The organism is Bradyrhizobium sp. 62B, assembly GCF_030272265.2.
Classification (GTDB): domain Bacteria; phylum Pseudomonadota; class Alphaproteobacteria; order Rhizobiales; family Xanthobacteraceae; genus Bradyrhizobium.
Window position 1 is genome coordinate 676,879 of record NZ_CP092841.2, and the last position, 18,516, is coordinate 695,394.

Annotated in this window: 16 protein-coding genes; 5 read left to right on the forward strand and 11 right to left on the reverse strand. The window is 63.5% G+C overall.

The genetic code is table 11. The annotated features are described in order from the left end of the window. Positions 1-82 precede the first annotated feature (82 nt). From ML401_RS03200 to rpmB, 5 genes are all read right to left on the reverse strand, one after another. Complete coding sequence (locus ML401_RS03200) at positions 83-334, reverse strand: PilZ domain-containing protein (RefSeq protein WP_259215273.1); 252 nt, start codon at positions 332-334, stop codon at positions 83-85. Between the two features lie 497 nt (positions 335-831). Next, positions 832-2,166: a DUF2235 domain-containing protein gene (locus ML401_RS03205; RefSeq protein WP_285809745.1), complete on the reverse strand. Its 1,335-nt coding sequence runs from the start codon at positions 2,164-2,166 to the stop codon at positions 832-834. 75 nt (positions 2,167-2,241) lie between these two features. After that, positions 2,242-2,991: a hypothetical protein gene (locus tag ML401_RS03210; RefSeq protein ID WP_285809748.1), complete on the reverse strand. Its 750-nt coding sequence runs from the start codon at positions 2,989-2,991 to the stop codon at positions 2,242-2,244. 54 nt (positions 2,992-3,045) lie between these two features. Further along, complete coding sequence (locus ML401_RS03215) at positions 3,046-3,849, reverse strand: hypothetical protein (protein WP_285809750.1); 804 nt, start codon at positions 3,847-3,849, stop codon at positions 3,046-3,048. A 1,065-nt stretch (positions 3,850-4,914) separates the two neighbouring features. Then, entirely contained in the window at positions 4,915-5,226 is a 312-nt protein-coding gene (gene rpmB / locus ML401_RS03220) for a 50S ribosomal protein L28 (RefSeq protein ID WP_211420031.1), read from the reverse strand. 475 nt (positions 5,227-5,701) lie between these two features. Between rpmB and ML401_RS03225 the strand changes: the two genes are divergently transcribed. The 5 genes from ML401_RS03225 to ML401_RS03245 all read left to right on the forward strand — a co-directional run bounded on the left by ML401_RS03225 (position 5,702) and on the right by ML401_RS03245 (position 12,525). Next, positions 5,702-6,472, forward strand: coding sequence for a DUF3108 domain-containing protein (locus ML401_RS03225; RefSeq protein WP_376717405.1), 771 nt, complete (start codon positions 5,702-5,704; stop codon positions 6,470-6,472). Between the two features lie 705 nt (positions 6,473-7,177). Then, positions 7,178-10,609 carry a helicase-related protein gene (locus tag ML401_RS03230; protein WP_285809756.1) on the forward strand — a complete coding sequence of 1,144 codons (3,432 nt, stop codon included), beginning with the start codon at positions 7,178-7,180 and terminating at the stop codon, positions 10,607-10,609. A 51-nt stretch (positions 10,610-10,660) separates the two neighbouring features. Beyond that, positions 10,661-10,885, forward strand: a complete 225-nt coding sequence (locus ML401_RS03235) for a S4 domain-containing protein (protein WP_376717340.1) — start codon at positions 10,661-10,663, stop codon at positions 10,883-10,885. Positions 10,886-11,017: 132 nt separating this feature from the next. Further along, entirely contained in the window at positions 11,018-11,356 is a 339-nt protein-coding gene (fdxA, locus tag ML401_RS03240; protein WP_063198086.1) for a ferredoxin FdxA, read from the forward strand. A 344-nt stretch (positions 11,357-11,700) separates the two neighbouring features. Next, on the forward strand, positions 11,701-12,525 hold the full coding sequence (locus ML401_RS03245) for a CarD family transcriptional regulator (protein ID WP_211420033.1): 825 nt from the start codon (positions 11,701-11,703) through the stop codon (positions 12,523-12,525). Positions 12,526-12,740: 215 nt separating this feature from the next. Here the strand turns inward: ML401_RS03245 and ML401_RS03250 are convergent, their stop codons facing one another. The 6 genes from ML401_RS03250 to cyoB are packed head-to-tail and all read right to left on the reverse strand — an operon-like array spanning position 12,741 to position 18,504. Then, complete coding sequence (locus ML401_RS03250; protein WP_247311041.1) at positions 12,741-13,274, reverse strand: response regulator transcription factor; 534 nt, start codon at positions 13,272-13,274, stop codon at positions 12,741-12,743. Then, a complete protein-coding gene (locus ML401_RS03255) occupies positions 13,271-14,668 on the reverse strand; it encodes an ATP-binding protein (RefSeq protein WP_211420035.1) in 1,398 nt (465 codons plus the stop codon). The genes ML401_RS03250 and ML401_RS03255 overlap by 4 nt, the downstream gene beginning before the upstream one ends. After that, positions 14,640-15,503: an SURF1 family protein gene (locus ML401_RS03260; protein WP_285809763.1), complete on the reverse strand. Its 864-nt coding sequence runs from the start codon at positions 15,501-15,503 to the stop codon at positions 14,640-14,642. Before ML401_RS03260 ends, ML401_RS03255 begins: the two co-directional genes overlap by 29 nt. Further along, the gene (gene cyoD / locus ML401_RS03265) at positions 15,500-15,880 is read right to left on the reverse strand and encodes a cytochrome o ubiquinol oxidase subunit IV (RefSeq protein ID WP_194405648.1); all 381 of its coding nucleotides are present in this window, start codon (positions 15,878-15,880) and stop codon (positions 15,500-15,502) included. The genes ML401_RS03260 and cyoD overlap by 4 nt, the downstream gene beginning before the upstream one ends. Further along, positions 15,877-16,506, reverse strand: a complete 630-nt coding sequence (cyoC, locus tag ML401_RS03270) for a cytochrome o ubiquinol oxidase subunit III (RefSeq protein ID WP_211420037.1) — start codon at positions 16,504-16,506, stop codon at positions 15,877-15,879. Before cyoC ends, cyoD begins: the two co-directional genes overlap by 4 nt. Next, the gene (cyoB, locus tag ML401_RS03275; RefSeq protein ID WP_285809764.1) at positions 16,507-18,504 is read right to left on the reverse strand and encodes a cytochrome o ubiquinol oxidase subunit I; all 1,998 of its coding nucleotides are present in this window, start codon (positions 18,502-18,504) and stop codon (positions 16,507-16,509) included. It lies immediately after the preceding gene. Between the last annotated feature and the right edge of the window lie 12 nt (positions 18,505-18,516).

An 18,516-nucleotide genomic window follows, 5' to 3' on the forward strand; every position in this document is an offset into this window, starting at 1 on the left:
CGCGAGCGAAGCTCGTCGCGCCCCGCAAGCGGGGGAGGGAGCGCACCTCCAGCGCAGCGGCGCTTGTGACTCCAGCGTCCCCCTAAAACACCACGCCCACGCGCGTGCCGCGCTTCCACGCGATGCGGCAGCGCTTCTTGGTGTTGACGTGCAACAGCTCGAAGCGATCTGGGATGTTCACCTGGCCGCCGAGATCGACGCAGGCGCCGCCGGGCGAATAGTCGATCAGCGTGCAGTTGATGACCGGCGCGCGCGCGTCGGTGATGATCTTGGCCTGGCGCGACACCAGCCCTGCGGGCTTCACGCGGGCGTATTTGCGAGGGAATTGCGGCACGTCTCCTCCAGCTCCGCAAGGTTTCGCAGCGGGTTCGAGGCCATGATGGAACGGCAGATGATGCGATCCGGCTAAGGCGTGCGGGAGAATTTTAATGAAAAGTGTCGGCGACGGAAGAAAGCGAAGGTAGCGGGGTGGGGTGGGGTCCTCCAAACTCCGCTGTCGTCCCTGCGAACGCAGGGACCCATACCGCGTAATCTCTCGGGTTGTCCGCGGCAGGAGTACCGAACAACGTGTCTTCGCCAAACCACTCCCTGTGGTTATGGGTCCCTGCGTTCGCAGGGACGACAGCGGTGGTGTGGCGCGAGCCTACCTCCACCACCGTCATTGCGAGGAGCGCAGCGACGAAGCAATCCAGAAATGCATTCGCGGAGACAGTCTGGATTGCTTCCGACTTCGCCGAAGGCTTCGGCGGACAAGTCACTGCGCTCGCAATGACGGCTGCGAGACGCCCGCGCTCGCCATGACGAGCGGCGAGAGCCATGCCCGCCGCCGCATCATCCCGTCGCACCCTCCGTCCCCGCCACCAGCTCCACCCCCGGCGGCACCGGCATCGGCACCGTCACATACTCCTTCGGCATGTTCACCGGCCGGTACTCCGGCTCCACCGCCATCCGCTTCAACACGCTCTCATGCACATGCGCGCCTTCGGGGATCGGGCGCGGCTCGCAATCGGGGATGTAGAAGCCGAGAAACACCTTGCGCTCCGGCCACTCCTTGTACTTCGCGCTCTTGGGCACGTATTCCAGCAGCCGCCAGCCCGCCGTCATGGAATCGTGCAGCACGCCGGTCTTGCCGGTGTAGGCCGGCGCGACATATTGAAACGGCGAGTTCTTGCGCTGGATGCCCCAGGCGAGCTGCTTGATGGTGGCCGGGTTGAAGTTCAGCCCCGCCTTCTCGGCCTCCGCGATCATCCAGATCAGCGGATATTTGGAATCCCCGCTCTCGGCTTCCGGATAGCCGCCGCCGACGTCGCTGTGCACGCCGGCGAACCACACCTGCAGAATGTCCTGCGGCACCTTCTTCTCGTCGGGCACGTAGCGGTTGCTCCAGAAATCCTGCGGCTCCCAGTACTTCTTGAGGCGGAACATGCAGCGCCGCTCGTCGATCGCGATCGCCTGCCGGAAGATCTTGACGCTGGGGTTGCGCAGCGTGAAGGCGAGCTCCTCGAGGCTCGGCCAGAACAGCCGGTCGGCGCGCGGCACGATCACGCTCGCCACGGTGTCCCACACGCCGATGAAGTGGATGGTCGGCCAGCGCGTCGAGGTGATGCGCGCGAACTGCGCGGCGAGGTCGAACGCGTCCTTCGGCAGCGGTCCGCTCTCGTCGGTCGCGATATTCTCGAGGTCCTCGATGTCGTTGCCGCGCCCGGTGCCGGAATATTGCTTGTAGGCGACGAGGCCCGAGCCTGCGAGGTTCGCCTGCTCCGGCCTGATCAGGCCGATCTTGTGGATCAGCCCCGCCAGCACGCGCACCGTGTAGGCGCCGCGCGAAAAGCCGAACAGATAGATGCGGTCGCCCGGCGCGTAATGCTGAACCAGGAAGCAATAGGCCGAGAGCACGTTGTCATCGAGCCCGTAGCCGGTGGCGAGCCCCAGCACCAGATTCACGTTGGCCTTGAGCCGATGCCACGTCGTCGGCTCCGTCACCGTGCCGACCCCCGGATCGTAAAACACCATCTGCCGCGGCTGCGTCCTGTCGGTCTTGCGCAAGCAGCGATACAGCTTCAGGACGTTGGAGATGTTCTCCGAGATCTCGTTGCCGGTGCCGTCACAGCAGATGACGAGGTTCTTGGCGGAGGGGTTGTGGTCGGGGTCGCGCGCGGAGTCCATGGGATGCGCCTCGGGGGGATGCTACCGGGGCGAGTATAGCGGAATTGAATGAATAGCCAAAGTATTGGCGCAGCATCACCCGCGCTCACTGTCCGATCTCATGAGGCGTTGCTGAACCACTTCTTTCACCCGCGCTAGAATGGCGTGTCTATTCTCAAAAAACTTGATTGCCGACTCCGCCCCGAGCTCGCTACTTGGGTGCCTGAACCGAGTAAGTTCGACTGCAATGGCACGAGCAGCCTGTTCGATTGCCTTCTCAATTTCCTCTGCAATCGCGGGTGGTACGAATATTTGCTTACGCAGGAAGTTTCTAGTCTCACCAATCGTGTTGTGAGCGATAGCGATGTACTTCCATCTCACAATCTGTCCAAATGTACGAACTTTATCGCCTGATCCTTTAACTTGATCGATTTGTTCCTTCGAGAAGGCCTGCGTTGATAGAAAGGAGGTCAACTCGTCGTCGCTAAAGCTGTCGAGGTCAGGTATCTCCGTATATTGTACGATCGCGGCCTCGGCTCGATCGAAGCAATCGACAAACTTCTCCCAAACTTTGGTTATGGAATCATATTCTCGTTCATTAGAGCGCTTAGCTCGGTCTCCAATATGAGCCAATCTCTCGTTGATCTTCGCAAGTTCTTGGGCACTCACCGCCTTTAGATTTTCAAGCTCGCGAGCATAGTCCGACTTCGCGGCCTCAATCGACTTATCAAATCTGTACTTAAAGATAATCTCGCCGAGCTTGGTAGGAAGCAGCATAGCCGCCCCAATGAACCCGCCGATGGCTGAAATGATCCAAGGGCTCACTTGTTGCCAAAGCTCGGACATAGCTTGCGCCCCTCAGTAGAATTCTGTTTCCTATGATGTTTGGTGAGTGCGCGCTCAAATATAGTACTTAAAGGCCAGCTTAGGCTCGCTCGTCTGAGGCGCCGCTAGGATCACTTCACCTACTGCATCTGCAAATCTTATTGTCACAGGCAGGCGGTCGTTGTGAAGGCACGAGTTAAAATTGATCTTTGTCAGGCTCATCACGTCTTCAAGAATTGTCCTGAGCTCGCAATTCCCTCGCTGACGTCTCACGAGCAAGGGATTAGGTGTTTCGGGCCCGAGATATGTATCGAGCCGCGGGGCATATCCAGACGTCCAAAGATAAGCGTCGCTTTCGGAAAGCAGTAGCGCCGTTCCACGCAAAACTGGATACTTGCCAGGCCTAAATAGTTTTAGTGCGTCTTGCGCATCAGAGATTTGCACGCCAACGATATTGGTTTCGGGAGGGGCGCCACTAGCGAAACCGGACCATTCCTCGTCGGAGAAGTTGGATTTGGCGTGAAGGAATAATTCTTTTGGCGGGTTGTTGTCGTGCTGATCGCGATATTCTTGAACAACCATTTCGATCAAGCGTTTTGCGGCAGGCGCGTCAATATGGAACTGCTTTGTATCGGAATTGTACCAAGGGCCAAGCGCGCCTCTGAAGACAACTCCCTCGCCGCTTGAGAGAAACATCTGCGCGGCACAGCAAGCAAAGCCATCATCTGTTGTCGCTTCTCGCCTCTTGTAAGCCAAACCAACGTAGCATACGCCCTCCCTAACCCCGGCTAGTTGCCAAGGTTCAAGGTTCCCATTAATCAACCTCTTCCTCTTCCTCGTCATCGTCTTGATCGCCCTCGTAGTCAGTGAGTGCATCATCGTCCTGATCGTCTTGAAGCGTCGGACGGAGAGCTTATTCCGAAGGACGCTGTGAAGACGTGGAGGGGAAGGTTTAGCCGCATGGCGTTGCCTTCGCCGAGTGCAATGTCTACGAATTCTGCTCCGTCGCTGATCCAATGCCAGAACGCGAGAAGCAGATCTCGCCACTTGTCGTTTCGCCATCCCTTGCAGAATGTGCGGCGCATCCGGTGGAGGCGACGGGTATCGCCGATGAGATCATGGCCATTTGAGGTGAATACGACTCGCCCGGTAACGCGAACATGACGCAACGGGTTGGATCGCACTAGGCAATTGACGGCATAATGCCAGTAAAAGCCTCGTTTCTCAGAGCGGCCAACAAGCTGCCGCCTTCCCCTCAGCGAAGTCCACGCGAAGGTGTGTTGATCTAGTGTCGCGTGACGTGCGGTTGCCCACCATGCCAGTCGACCGCTAGCGTACTCAAATGACCTTAGTCCCTTAGAATCGAAGTAAGCGTCGAGCGCTCGGCGGACAATGTCGGTAAATTTGGGACGGCAATCTTTGGGCGCGAGATGCTGCGAGCGCCATCCTTTAGAGAGAAACGTGTCTATGTCACAGGTATCTATAATTTCGATGGGAAGGTTGGGGCCAAAGTACTCTTGCAATTGGTGCAGCGGTGCAAAGCTGAGAAAGCCACGATTGTGAACCGCAATAGGAATGGGACAATCTGCTCGGGCCTTTTGCGCTGCTCCTATAGAAATCCCGCTCTTGAAATCGAAGAATGCAATCGAAGTCGGCAGGGACGCCACGTCTAGACGGCCCCCAAGCCAAAGAGTGAAAGCGTTATCTTCGGGAGTAGCGTGACTAATGAATACGGAGTCACGGAGCGCCACCATCTGACGTCCTTTCGACTACAAGCAATCTAAGTACTCTTGTGCGATTCGCGGGCCGCGATCGACACCTTAGGTTGTTGCTCCACAAAAACAAAAACGGCCGGATCTTCCGATCCGGCCGCAACGCAAACTCTTACTTGGCTAAGCCTACGCCACGCGACGCAACCTAGCCCCCGCCCAATCTCTGAAAAACTTAGCTCGCCTTCTTCGCCGGCGCGGTCGAGGGGCCGACCTTCTTCTGGATGGCGCGCTTCAGCTCGAGGGCGCGCGGGGAGAGTACGTCGGCGTTGGCCTTGAGCAGGAAGGCATCGAGGCCGCCATTGTGGTCGACGCTCTTCACCGCGTTGGTGGAGACGCGCAGGCGCACGTTGCGCTCCAGGGCTTCCGAGATGAACGTCACGTTGACGAGGTTCGGCAGGAAGCGGCGCTTGGTCTTGATGTTGGAGTGGCTGACCTTGTGGCCGACGAGGGGGCCCTTGGCCGTCAGTTCGCAGCGGCGAGACATGGCATAAATCCTTGAGTTCGAACCCCCAACGAGTGCGGCCGCCATTTTGGGCGCCACGGGGGCAAATTCTTTTGTCCTTGCAGGGAGCGGGCGGACGTATAGGGGGGATGGCGCCCTGCGTCAAGGTTTTGGGCGGTCTTTTGAGGCCGCCCGGGTCGTGCGCTCCCTCCCCCGCCTGCGGGGGAGCTTTCGAAGCCCCCGGCACCCGCCCGATCACCAAAACGGCAATGTTTGTCGCGCCTTACCATCACATAAAGGGCGTAATCGCCGCCGAAGAGTCCAGTGGAGTTCCCGGCCCGACACACCCGGACACATTGTTTGCCGCGGTTTTTGGCTTAAGTAACAGCCGTCGCGTGCTCCCATGGATTGTATTGTGCTGATCATGCCCTTTTCTGCGCCCAAATCGCGCTTCGCCCGGCCGCGCCTGACCGGCTGGCTGGCGGCGGTTTGCGGGCTCGCCGTGCTGTGGGGCGCGATGCCCGCGGCGGCGCAGGGCAAGCTCGAGGCGCAATATGAGGCCTCGCTGGCGGGCATCCCGGTCGGCAAGGGCGGCTGGAACATCGATATCCAGGACGACGTGTTCGCGGCAGCCGCCGCCGGCGGCACCTCGGGCCTGCTGAAATCCTTCACCGGCGGCTCCGGCACCGGCGCCAGCCAGGGCCGCGTCGTCAATGGCGCGCTGGTTGCGACCGGCTACCAGGCCTCCACCACCACCTCGAAGAAGACCGAAGAGATCCGCATCACGCTCGACAAGGGCAATGTGAAGGATTTTGCGATCCTGCCCGAGCCGCCGGTCGATCCTGACCGCATCGTCGTCACCGACGCCCATCGCCGCGGCGTCTGGGACCCCATGACGGCCTCGCTGCTGCGCGTGCCCGGCAACGGCGACCCTGTTACGCCGGAGGCCTGCCACAACTCGGCGCCCGTGTTCGACGGCCGCATGCGCTACGACCTCAAGCTCGATTTCAAGCGCATGGAGACGGTGAAGGCGGAAAAGGGCTATCACGGCCCGGTCGTGGTCTGCTCGCTGTATTTCGTGCCGGTCGCGGGCTACATCCCTGACCGCCCCGTGATCAAATACCTCGCCGCCCAGCGCAACATCGAGATCGCCTTCGCCCCTGTGGCAGGCACCCGCATCCTGGTCCCGTTCTGGCTGAAAGTGCCGACGCCGCTCGGGCCCGCCATGCTGGAAGCGACCAGCTTCATCACCACAGCCCAGCCGCCGCGCGTGGCCAAGACCCAGTAGGGGCGCGCCGCCGCAGCGGCGGTCGCGTTTACCCTCCCCTGGAGGGGGAGGGGCGGCTCGCAGCGCGTCCTCCCTCCGCCGTCATTCCGGGCGCGCCCCTTGGCGCGAACCCGGAATCCATCGGGCCGCGGAGACTGTCTCACGATGGATTCCGGGTTCGCGACTGCGCCGCGCCCCGGAATGACGAGCGGAATTTTTGGCTCACAAAAGATCCAGCAATTTCAATGGCCCTCCTACTGTGCATGGGGTTGTTTTCGCGAAAATGAGTTTGGAGGGGCCCTCCCGGGAATCCATTTGACTCCTCCCCGATTCTGATTCGACTCCGCGCCGTCCCCAACTTAAGGCTTTCCGCCCTCCAAACGCCGCTTGTGCGGCGGCCTAAAACTCCATCTAGTTGCGGCCGGCAAGACTCCCGCGACATGTTGCGTGAACGGAACGGGACTCAATCTGGAGTCAGCGATTCGGCCGCGATTCGTTCTAGAGTCGTTCCGAAGCTTAAGACGGGCAGGAAAAGCGTCGCAAAGTGAGACAGTTGCGGGAGGTTTGGGGAGCAGCTCCCACGCACGCGGTGTCGTCGCCCGGCCAGTGCGCAATGGCGCATCAGGACTGGGGGCATGACAGCGACGGGTGCGGATAGCGCCATGCACCCGACCGCCCCAATCCAGCACTGACATTCGCCCAAATCGCCACTACCTAATCCCCCAGATGCCCTTTTCCTCCTCCCCCTTCGCTTCCGAGCGCGCCGCGTCCGATCGTGTGCCTGGCGCCGGCGTCACCGCGGTGCTCGGGCCGACCAACACCGGCAAGACCCATCTCGCCATCGAGCGGATGCTCGCGCACCCTTCCGGCATGATCGGCCTGCCGCTGCGCCTGCTCGCGCGCGAGGTCTACAACAAGATCGCCGCAAGGGTCGGCAGCGAGGCCGTCGCGCTCGTCACGGGCGAAGAGAAGATCAAGCCGAAGAGCCCGCGCTATTGGGTCTCGACCGTCGAGGCGATGCCGCGCGACCTCGATGTCTCCTTCCTCGCCGTCGACGAGGTGCAGATCGCAAGCGATCTCGAACGCGGCCACGTCTTCACCGATCGCATCCTCAACCGCCGCGGCCGCGACGAGACGCTGCTGCTGGGCGCTGCGACCATGCGCCCGATCATCGAGCGGCTGTTGCCGGGCGTCTCCATGATCACGCGGCCGCGCCTGTCGCAGCTGGAATTTGCCGGCGACCGCAAGATCACGCGCCAGCCGCGCCGCACCGCCATCGTCGCGTTCTCGGCCGATGAAGTCTACGCCATCGCCGAACTGATCCGCCGCCAGCACGGCGGCGCCGCTGTCGTATTGGGCTCGCTGAGCCCGCGCACGCGCAATGCGCAGGTCGAGATGTTCCAGAACGGCGACGTCGATTATCTCGTCGCCACCGACGCCGTCGGCATGGGCCTCAATCTCGACGTCGACCACGTCGCCTTTGCCTCCGACCGCAAGTTCGACGGCTATCAGTTCCGCCGCCTGACGCCGTCCGAATTCGCGCAGATCGCCGGCCGCGCCGGCCGCGCCACCCGCAACGGCACCTTCGGCACCACCGGGCGCTGCGCGCCATTCGAGCCCGAACTCGTCAACGCGCTGCAGAACCACACTTTCGATCCCGTGAAGATGCTGCAATGGCGCAATTCCAAGCTGGACTTTGCCTCGCTCGGTGCGCTGCAGGTCTCGCTGAACCTCGCCCCCGGCCACGAGGCGCTGACGCGCGCGCCCATCGCCGAGGACATGCGCGTGCTCGACCATGCCGCCCGCGACGCCGAGGTGCGCGATATCGCGCATGGCAAGGCGGCGGTGGAACGGCTGTGGGAGGCCTGCCAGGTCCCCGATTACCGGAAACTGTCGCCAGCGGCCCATGCCGAGCTGGTGACCACGCTGTACGGCTTCCTGATGCAGAAGGGATGCATCCCCGATTCCTGGTACGAAGCCCAGGTCACCCAGGCCGACCGCATCGACGGCGACATCGACACGCTGTCGGCCCGGATCGCGCAGATCCGCACCTGGACCTTCGTGGCCAACCGCCCGGATTGGCTGAGAGACCCCGATCGGTGGCAGGGAATTACGCGGGACGTCGAAAATAAATTATCGGATGCGCTCCATGAACGCTTGACTGAGCGTTTCGTTGATCGCCGGACCAGTGTATTGATGCGCCGCCTGCGGGAGAACACGAGCTTGAATACTGAAATCGGCAAGACCGGCGAAGTCATCGTCGAAGGCCATGTCATCGGCCGCCTCGACGGCTTCACCTTTGCACCGGATGCGGCGGAAGCGGGCTCCGATGCGAAAGCCTTGCAGGCTGCAGCGCAAGCGGTGCTCGCCGGCGAGATCAACACGCGCGCCGAACGATTGGGCAATGCGCCGGACGATCAGTTCGTGCTGACCTCGGAAGGCATCATCCGCTGGACCGGCGATGCCGTGGCGCGGCTGTCTGCCGCAGAGGACGCGCTGCATCCGCGCATCCGCATCATCTCCGACGAGCGCCTCACCGGCGGCCCCCGGGAGAAGGTGCAGGCGCGGCTCGAGCTCTGGCTCAAGACCCATATCGAGAAGCTGCTCGGGCCGATGTTCGAGCTCTCCAAGGCCGAGGACGTCACCGGCATTGCCCGCGGCATCGCCTATCAGCTCGTCGAGGCGCTCGGCGTGCTCGAACGCCCGAAGATCGCCAACGAGCTGAAGGATCTCGACCAGCCCTCGCGTGCCGTGCTGCGGAAGTACGGCGTCCGCTTCGGCGCCTATCACATCTATTTCCCCGGCCTGCTCAAGCCCGCCGCGCGCGCGCTCGCCGCGCTGCTCTGGGCCTTGAAGCAGGACAATGTCGATCTGTCCTCGCTCTCGGGCGCGCAGCATCTGGCCTCCTCGGGCCGGACCTCGTTCCCGGTCGACAAGGCGCTGCCGCGCGATGCCTATCGCGTGCTCGGCTACAAGCAGGCGGGCGAGCGCGCCGTGCGCGTCGACATCCTGGAGCGCCTTGCCGATCTGATCCGCCCGGCGCTGGCCTGGCGCGAGAACGCCTCCGGCGAGAAGCCGGCCGGCGCCTTCGACGGCCGCAGCTTCGTTGTCACGCAGGCGATGACTTCGCTCACGGGATCCGCAGGCGAGGATTTCGCCTCGGTGCTGCGTGCCCTCGGCTATCGCATGGAGAAGCGCCCGCCGCTGCCGCAAAAGCCCGTCGCGACTGAGCAGGCCCTGACTGAAACGGTCGCAGCGGAGACGCCGCCGGTTGAAGGCAGCGCCGAGACCTCGAGCGAGACCGCGGCTGAGGCCGTTGCCGGCCTGCCCGAGACGCCGGCCGCAGAGGCAGCCGCTGAGCCGGTCACCGTCGAAGATGCACCCGGCATGGAGCCGCAGGACGAGCAGGCGCACGACGCCGAGCCTGCGCTGGAAGCTTCGGCGCCCGTCACGCCTGAAGACGCCCCCGGCATCGCGCCGCCGGCCGAAGAGCCTGCTGCGCAGGCCGAATCCGATGGTCTTGCGGCCGCGCCCGCCGAGGCCGCCGCGACGGAAGCCGCGGCAATGCCCGACGCTGCCGCGCCTGAGGCCGCGGCCACGCCGGCCGAGCCCGAGCTGGTCGAGGTCTGGCGTCCCGGTGGCCGTCACGAGGACCGCAAGCCGCGCCACGAGCGTCATCGCCACCAGCGTCATCACCATCAGCGCCCGCAGGGCGCCGAAGCAGGCGCCGCGCCCGCGGAGGGCGGGGCCGCGCAAGCCGCCGACGGCGAGAAGCGCAACGAGCGCCATCGCGGCCCTCGCAGGGATGGCGGAAGAGACTTCCGCAAGCCGCGCGAAGGTGGCGGCGAAGGCGCGCCGCGTCCCGAGGGGCGCGACGACAAGAGCCGCCGTTTCGAGGGCAAGGATCGCGACAACAAGGGTCGCGACAACAAGGACCGCAATCGCGACAACAAGGGCAAGTTCGGCGGCGATCGCGACAAGGGCCGCGACAACCGTGGCCGCGACCGCGACAAGGGCCGCGACCGCCAGGGCGGTCCGTCGCTGCGTCCCTACGCTTCCAGCGCGAACCCGCGCGAGCGCGATCGCCCCGCTGATCCGAACTCGCCGTTCGCAAAACTCGCTGCGCTGAAAGAGCAGCTGTCGGGCCGCAAGGAGTAACCCACGACGACCGAGCGGCAGCGCCTCGACAAATGGCTGTGGCATGCGCGGGTGGTCAAGGCGCGCACCTCGGCCGCTGAGCTCGTCGAGACCGGCCACGTTCGGGTCAACGGTGAGCGGGAAAAGTCGCCCGGTCAAGCGATCAAGCTCGGCGACGTCATCACCGTCGCGCTCGATCGCACCGTGCGGGTGTTGAAGGTCACCGGCTTCAGCGAACGCCGCGGCGATGCCGCCTCGGCGCGCGTGCTCTACGAGGAGCTCGGGACACGCAATTAATTGCGCTTCGCATTCATTTCTTGGTCGATCAAACACACAAAGCCGTCATGATCGGGCCTTCCCGACCTTGCGGCGCCGGGCCATCCGCGCTACGCAAGCCGCGACTTTTAAAAGAGCTTTTCGGAGCGTTGGATGACTTACGTCGTCACTGAAAACTGCATCAAGTGCAAGTACACCGACTGCGTCGAGGTCTGCCCGGTCGACTGCTTCTACGAGGGTGACAACATGCTGGTCATCCACCCCGACGAGTGCATCGATTGCGGCGTGTGCGAGCCGGAATGCCCCGCCGACGCCATCAAGCCGGACACGGAACCGGGCCTCGAGAAGTGGCTGGAAGTGAACACCCAGTACGCCAAGAGCTGGCCGAACATCACCCAGAAGAAAGAATCACCTGCCGACGCCAAGGAATTCGACGGCATGGAAGGCAAGTTCGAGAAATATTTTTCTCCGAACCCCGGCTCCGGCGACTAATTCAGGCCCAAACTTAACCCTAATAGCGGCGCTGCGGCCGAAATCCAGCCCTGAAGACCCCTAAATCATTGATTTTTGCGGGAAATGTGCTATATTGGGCACATTAAGCCGAACCCCGTCAGCCCCGTTGGCCCCTCTGGGTTCCCGTGAAACCAAATGTCGAACAGGGGCGTGGCAGTTTCCGCGCGCAGGCTGTGTCACAGAAAACGCGTAAAAAGAGTACTTCAGCGAGGGCTTCCCATAAGGAGGCCAAAAAAGTCGCCGCGGCCAGCCGTAGCGCATCCAAGGGTCGGACCGCGACGAAGGCGCCGGCTGCAAAGTCCTCGAAGAACAAAAGAAGCGCAATGCCTAACAAGACTGCCAAACCGGCCGCGAAAGCGACCGCTGCTAAGCCTGCTGCCAAGCCTGTGACTGCCAAGGCTCCCGCTGCTAAGGCTCCCGCTGCCAAGCCCGCCGCGCCGAAGGCTCCTGTTGCTGCTGCTCCTGCCAAGGCTCCTGTCGTTGCCGCCAAGCCGGTCGCGAAGCCCGCTGCTGCCCCGAAGGTCGAGGAAAAGAAGGTCGTGACCCAGCGTCAGGGCTTCAAGGCCAACGAATTCGTGGTCTATCCCGCTCACGGCGTCGGCCAGATCCTGGCCATCGAGGAGCAGGAGATCGCCGGTGCGAAGCTCGAGCTGTTCGTCATCAACTTCATCAAGGACAAGATGACGCTGCGCGTGCCGACCGCCAAGGTCGCCAATGTCGGCATGCGCAAGCTGTCCGATCCGACGCTGGTGAAGAAGGCGCTGGAGACGCTCAAGGGCCGCGCCCGCGTCAAGCGCACCATGTGGTCGCGCCGCGCCCAGGAATACGAAGCGAAGATCAATTCGGGCGACATCGTCGCGATCGCGGAAGTCGTGCGCGACCTCTATCGCTCGGAGTCGCAGCCGGAGCAGTCCTACTCAGAACGCCAGCTCTACGAAGCGGCGCTCGATCGCCTCTCCCGCGAGATCGCGGTGGTGCAGCACTCGACCGAGACCGAAGCGGTCAAGGAGATCGAAGCCCAGCTCGCCAAGAGCCCGCGCCGCAACGCCAAGGCGGAAGCCGCCGAAGGCGAAGCCGATGCGGATGCCGAGGGCGATACCGACGATAGCGATGGCGACGACACCACCGTCGCCGACGAGGCCGCGTAAGCGTCCCCTCGCTCGATCGCAACAGATCAAAGCCCGGCCGTTCGGCCGGGCTTTTTGTTTGGGGTTGGAGGGGGCAGCCGTGTGACACAGCCGTCATTCCGGGGCTCGCGAAGCGAGAGCCCGGAATCCATTCGTCCACCGTCTCTGTCGCCCGATGGATTCCGGGCTCGTGCTTCGCACGCCCCGGAATGACGGCGGTGAGAATTGCGGACGGCCTACTTCACCGGCCGCTTCTCGAGCTTCCGCGCCAGCGTACGCCTATGCATGCCCAATCGCCGGGCCGCTTCCGAGATGTTGAAGTCGGTCTCGATCAGGGTCTGGTGGATGCGCTCCCATTCCAGCGTCTTGATCGAGGTCGGCCGTGCGTCGAGCGCGACCTCGGTATTGCCAACGGCCTTGGTGAAGGCGGCTTCGATGTCGTCGGTGTTCGAGGGCTTTGCGAGATAGTGGCAGGCCCCCAGCTTGATCGCCTCCACGGCTGTGGAGATGCTGGCGAAGCCTGTGAGCACCACGATCAGCATGTCGGGGTCGTGCGTGTGCAGCAGCTCGACGCAGGCAAGGCCGGAGGCGCCGCCGAGCTTGAGGTCGACCACGGCGTGGCCGAAGGAGCGCTCCTCCAGCACCTGGCGCACCTCCTCGATGGAGGCCGCCAGCACGACGTCATAGCCGCGGCGCTCGAACGAGCGCTTCAGCGTGCGGGCGAAGCCGGCATCGTCCTCGACGACGATGAGCGAACGGTCAGGCGTCAAAATTCCCCTCCGATCGCCAGCGTTGCCAGCGGCAGCGTCAGGCGCACCGTGGCGCCGCGCTTCCTGTGGTTCTCGGCCGTGACGCTGCCGCCCAGCTTGCGCACCACGTTCACCACCAGGAACAGGCCGAGCCCGCCGCCGGCGCGGCCCTTGCTCGAGTGGTAGGGCTTGCCGAGCTGGGCCAGCATCTCCGGTGCGAAGCCCGGGCCGCGGTCGCTGATCGCCAGCACGAGATTGTCGCCCTCGCGCTCGGCCACGAGCTCGACCCAGTCGCGCGACACCTCATAGGCATTGTCGAGCACGTTGAAGATCACCTGCTTCAACGCGATGTCGGAGACGATCGCAACATCCGCGCCGAAGGTGTTGACGAAATAGAGCGTCCGCGCCGAGCGCGCGTCGCGCCACTCGTCGACCAGGGCGGTCACGAAGGCCGTCACTGTCGTCGGCGAGGAGCCTTCGCCGCGCGCTTCGCCGGCCGAGACCAGGATGCCCGTCACGATCGACTTGCAGCGTTGCAGCGAGGTTTCCATCTCCGCGAGGTCCTCGGCGAGCTCCTGGTCTGTGGCGAGATCCGGCATGCGGCGCCAGTCGCTGAGGATGACGGAGAGCGAAGCCAGCGGCGTGCCGAGCTCATGGGCCGCGCCGGAGGCGAGCAGGCCCATACGCACGATGTGGTCCTGCTCGGCGGCATGCTGGCGCAGCGCCGCCAGATGCGCGTCGCGTTCGCGCAGGTTTCGGTTGATGCGGGTGACGAACACGACGAGCAGCACGGCGTTGAGCACGAAGCCCAGAAGCATGCCGAGCACGGTGAGAGAATAAGTCTCGCTCAACGGGTTCGGCGGCAGGTCAAGCGGCCGGTACGCCAAGGTCAGCCAGACAAAACTTGCGCAGGTCAGCGCGACCAGCGACCAGGTCGAGCGGGCATCGAGCAGCACCGCGCCGAGCGTCACCTGGAGCAGGAAGAGGGAAGTGAAGGGGTTGGTGGCGCCGCCGGAAAGGTAAAGCTGCGCGGTCAACGCGGCGACATCGAGCATCAAGGCGACCAGCAGCTCGTTGTTGGTGATCGCGGCGCGGTGGCGCACCCAGATCAGGCTGGAGACGTTGAGCAGCACGAGGGCGCCGATCACCGCGCCCATCCGCTCCAGCGGCAGGGGGATGCCGAGGCCGAAGTGCACGGCGCCGATGGTCACGATCTGGCCGACCACCGCGGTCCAGCGCAGCTGGATCAGCAGCGCCATGTTCTTGCGGTTGGTCTCGTTGTCGGTCGGCGCGGCACCGATCAGCTCGCTGCGTGCGTCCGCCTGCGATTGCAGCGTGACGGCTAGCCCGCCATCAGCAAGCGCGTGGGGAAGCGTCTTCCCGTCGTCAGGCCTGTTCGACGATCGTTCCAGCATCTGATCCCGTCCTGCGCGCGGCGACATCTGGGCCGCCGGCCGGTTCGTGGACGAAGCCATCCAAGGCTGTCTTGCGGCGGAACAGCCCGCCGCCGAATGTGACGAAAAGCTTAGCCGCCAGCATGAAGGCCAGGGCAAACCACGTCAGCGCGTAGATCAGGTGGTTATTGGGAAAGCGCACCACGGTCAATCCGCCGATGGGACCGCCAGCGGATTGTGATCCGGCGTCGGCATCGACGAAGAAAGGTGCGACATCGTGCAGACCGCGGGCCGCCGCGATCGCGGCGACATCCCGCGAGTACCAGCGGTTGTGCTGCGGCACGTTGTTGCGGAGGAACCCGCCTTTGGGTTCGGTGATGCGGAGCAGGCCGGTGATCTCGACCTGGCCGTCCGGATTGCCGTCCTGGCGCGTCGATGCGGCACGTCGCCCCGACGGAACGAAGCCGCGGTTGATCAGGACCTGCGTGCCGTCGCTGCGCTGGAGCGGCGTCAGCACCCAATAGCCCGGGCCTTCCTCGGTGACGGCCTGGACCAGTGTCTCGCGGTCATGCAGGAAGCGGCCGGTGACGCTGACATGCCTGTATTCGTCGTTGGTGGCGCTGACCGCGGGCCATGAGGCGGGTGAGGGGATCGGCTGGGCTGTCGCATGGACGCGCTGCTCGACACGGTCGATGAGCGCCAGCTTCCAGGCCCGGCGCTCGATCTGCCAGATGCCGAGTGCGATCAGAACGACGAAGACGATCAGCGCGAGGACCGTGAGCCACAGGGACGGGGCGCGCGCAGCCTTGCCGCGCGGCGCACCGTCCCTGTCTGTCACGGTCCCGATTTCGTTCACTTCATCCCGCTCATCTGGTGCATCGGCATCATGTTGCTGTTGAGGTGGCTCATCACCCACAGCGAACCCGACAGCGCAATCACCACCATGACGATGGTGAAGATCAGGGCCATCATGCTCCAGCCGTTCTCGGACGTCGTGTTCATGTGCAGGAAGTAGATCATGTGCACGACGATCTGCACGACCGCGAAAGCCATGATGACGAGGGCGGTGATCTGCTTGCTCGGCAGGACGCCGCTCATCACCAGCCAGAACGGAATGGCGGTGAGCACCACCGAGAGCACGAAGCCGAGCATGTAGCCCGAGAATGTGCTGTGGGCGTGGCCGCCCTCGTGGTGATGATCGTCCGCATGGGCGGCGTGGGTATCGGTGCTCATCGCAGAACTCCCAGGAGATAGACGAAGGTGAAGACGCCGATCCAGACCACGTCGAGGAAGTGCCAGAACATCGACAGGCACATCAGGCGGCGGCGGTTGGCCTCGATCAGGCCGAACTTGCCGACCTGGACCATCAAGGTCACCAGCCAGATCAGGCCGCAGGACACGTGCAGGCCGTGGGTGCCGACCAGGGTGAAGAACGCCGACAGGAAGGCGCTGCGCTGGGGCGTGGCACCTTCATGGATCATGTGGGCGAACTCGGTGAGCTCGATGCCGATGAAGGCGAGGCCGAACAGGCCGGTGATCGCCAGCCAGATTTGCGTCTGCGCCACCTTGTTCTGCTGCATCGTCAGCATGGCGAAGCCGTAGGTGATCGACGACAGCAGCAGCATCGAAGTGTTCACCGCGACCAGGTTGAGGTCGAACAGGTCCTTCGGCGCCGGGCCGGCGGCGTAATTGCCGCCGAGCACGCCGAAGGTGGCGAACAGGATCGCGAAGATGAGGCAGTCGCTCATCAGGTAGATCCAGAAGCCGAGCGAGGTGCTCCAGCCTTCCGGATGCGGATGCTCCTCGGCGACGTAGAAGACCGGCTCGCCGGTTTGTGAAGGATTGACAGCGACGGTCATTTACTTGGCTCCGGCGAGCAGTTTGGTGCGCGCGTCCTCGGTCCGGATGACGTCTTCAGCCGGAATGTCGAAGTCGCGGTGATAGTTGAAGGTGTGGCCGATGCCGACGGCGAGCATCGCAATGAAGCTCAACGCCGCCAGCCACCAGATGTACCAGATCAGGCCGAAACCCATCGCGGTGGCGAGGCCGGCGAGGATGATGCCGGTGCCGGTGCTGCTGGGCATGTGGATCGGCCTGAAGCCGGTGAGCGGGCGCTGGTAGCCGCGGCGCTTCATGTCCCACCACGCGTCATTGTCGTGAACGACGGGGGTGAAGGCGAAGTTGTAGTCCGGCGGCGGCGAGGAGGTCGCCCATTCCAGCGTACGCGCGTCCCAGGGATCGCCGGTGACGTCCTTGAGCTGCTCGCGCCTGAGGAAGCTCACCGCGAACTGCATCAGCATGCACATGATGCCGAGCAGGACGAGGCCCGCGCCGATCGCGGCGATGACGAACCAAATCTGCAAGCTGGGATCGTCGAACACGCGCAGGCGGCGGGTCACGCCCATCAGGCCGAGCACATAGAGCGGCATGAAGGCGAGATAGAAGCCGGTGACCCAGAACCAGAACGACAGCTTGCCCCAGAACGGATCGAGCTTGAAGCCGAACGCCTTCGGGAACCAGTAGGAGATGCCGGCGAACGCGCCGAACACAACGCCGCCGATGATCACGTTGTGGAAATGCGCGATCAGGAACAGGCTGTTGTGCAGGACGAAGTCGGCCGGCGGCACCGCCAGCAGCACGCCGGTCATGCCGCCGATCACGAAGGTCAGCATGAAGGCGATCGTCCACATCATCGGCAGCTCGTAGCGGATGCGGCCGCGATACATCGTGAACAGCCAGTTGAACATCTTCGCGCCCGTCGGGATCGAGATGATCATCGTGGTGATGCCGAAGAACGAGTTGACACTGGCGCCCGAGCCCATCGTGAAGAAGTGGTGCAGCCAGACCAGATACGACAGGATGGTGATGACGACAGTGGCGTAGACCATCGAGGTGTAGCCGAACAGCCGTTTGCCGGAGAAGGTCGAGGTCACCTCGGAGAAGATGCCGAACGCCGGGAGAACCAGGATGTAGACCTCGGGGTGGCCCCAGATCCAGATCAGGTTCACGTACATCATCGGGCTGCCGCCGAAATCGTTCGTGAAGAAGTTGGTGCCGACATAGCGGTCGAGCGAGAGCAGCGCGAGCACGACGGTCAGAACGGGGAAGGAGGCGACGATCAGCACGTTGGTGCAGAGCGAGGTCCAGGTGAACACCGGCATCTTCATCATGGTCATGCCGGGGCAGCGCAGCTTGACGATGGTGCAGATCAGGTTGATGCCTGACAGTGTCGTGCCGACGCCGGCGACCTGCAGTGCCCAGATGTAGTAATCGACGCCGACATCGGGACTGTAGCCGATGTTCGACAGCGGCGGATAAGCCAGCCAGCCGGTGCGGGCGAATTCGCCGATGAACAGCGAGGCCATAACCAGCACCGCGCCGCCGACCGTCATCCAGAAGCTGAAATTGTTCAGGAACGGAAACGACACGTCGCGCGCGCCGATCTGCAGCGGCACGACATAGTTCATCAGGCCGGTGACCAGCGGCATCGCCACGAAGAAGATCATGATCACGCCGTGGGCGGTGAAGACCTGGTCGTAGTGATGGGCGTTGAGATAGCCTTCGGAGCCGCCGAAGGCCAGCATCTGCTGGCCGCGCATCATCAGCGCGTCGGCAAAGCCGCGCAGCAGCATCACGATGCCGAGGATCATGTACATGATGCCGATGCGCTTGTGGTCCACGGTGGTGAACCATTCGCGCCAGAGATAGCCCCAGAGGCGGAAATAGGTGAGGCCGCCGAGCAGCGCGGCGCCGCCGAGCGCGACCACCACGAAAGTGCCGACTACGATCGGCTCGTGCAGCGGCAGCGATTCGAAGCCGAGCCGGCCGAAGATGAGCTTGAGAAGATCAGGAGACATGCGAACTCTCTT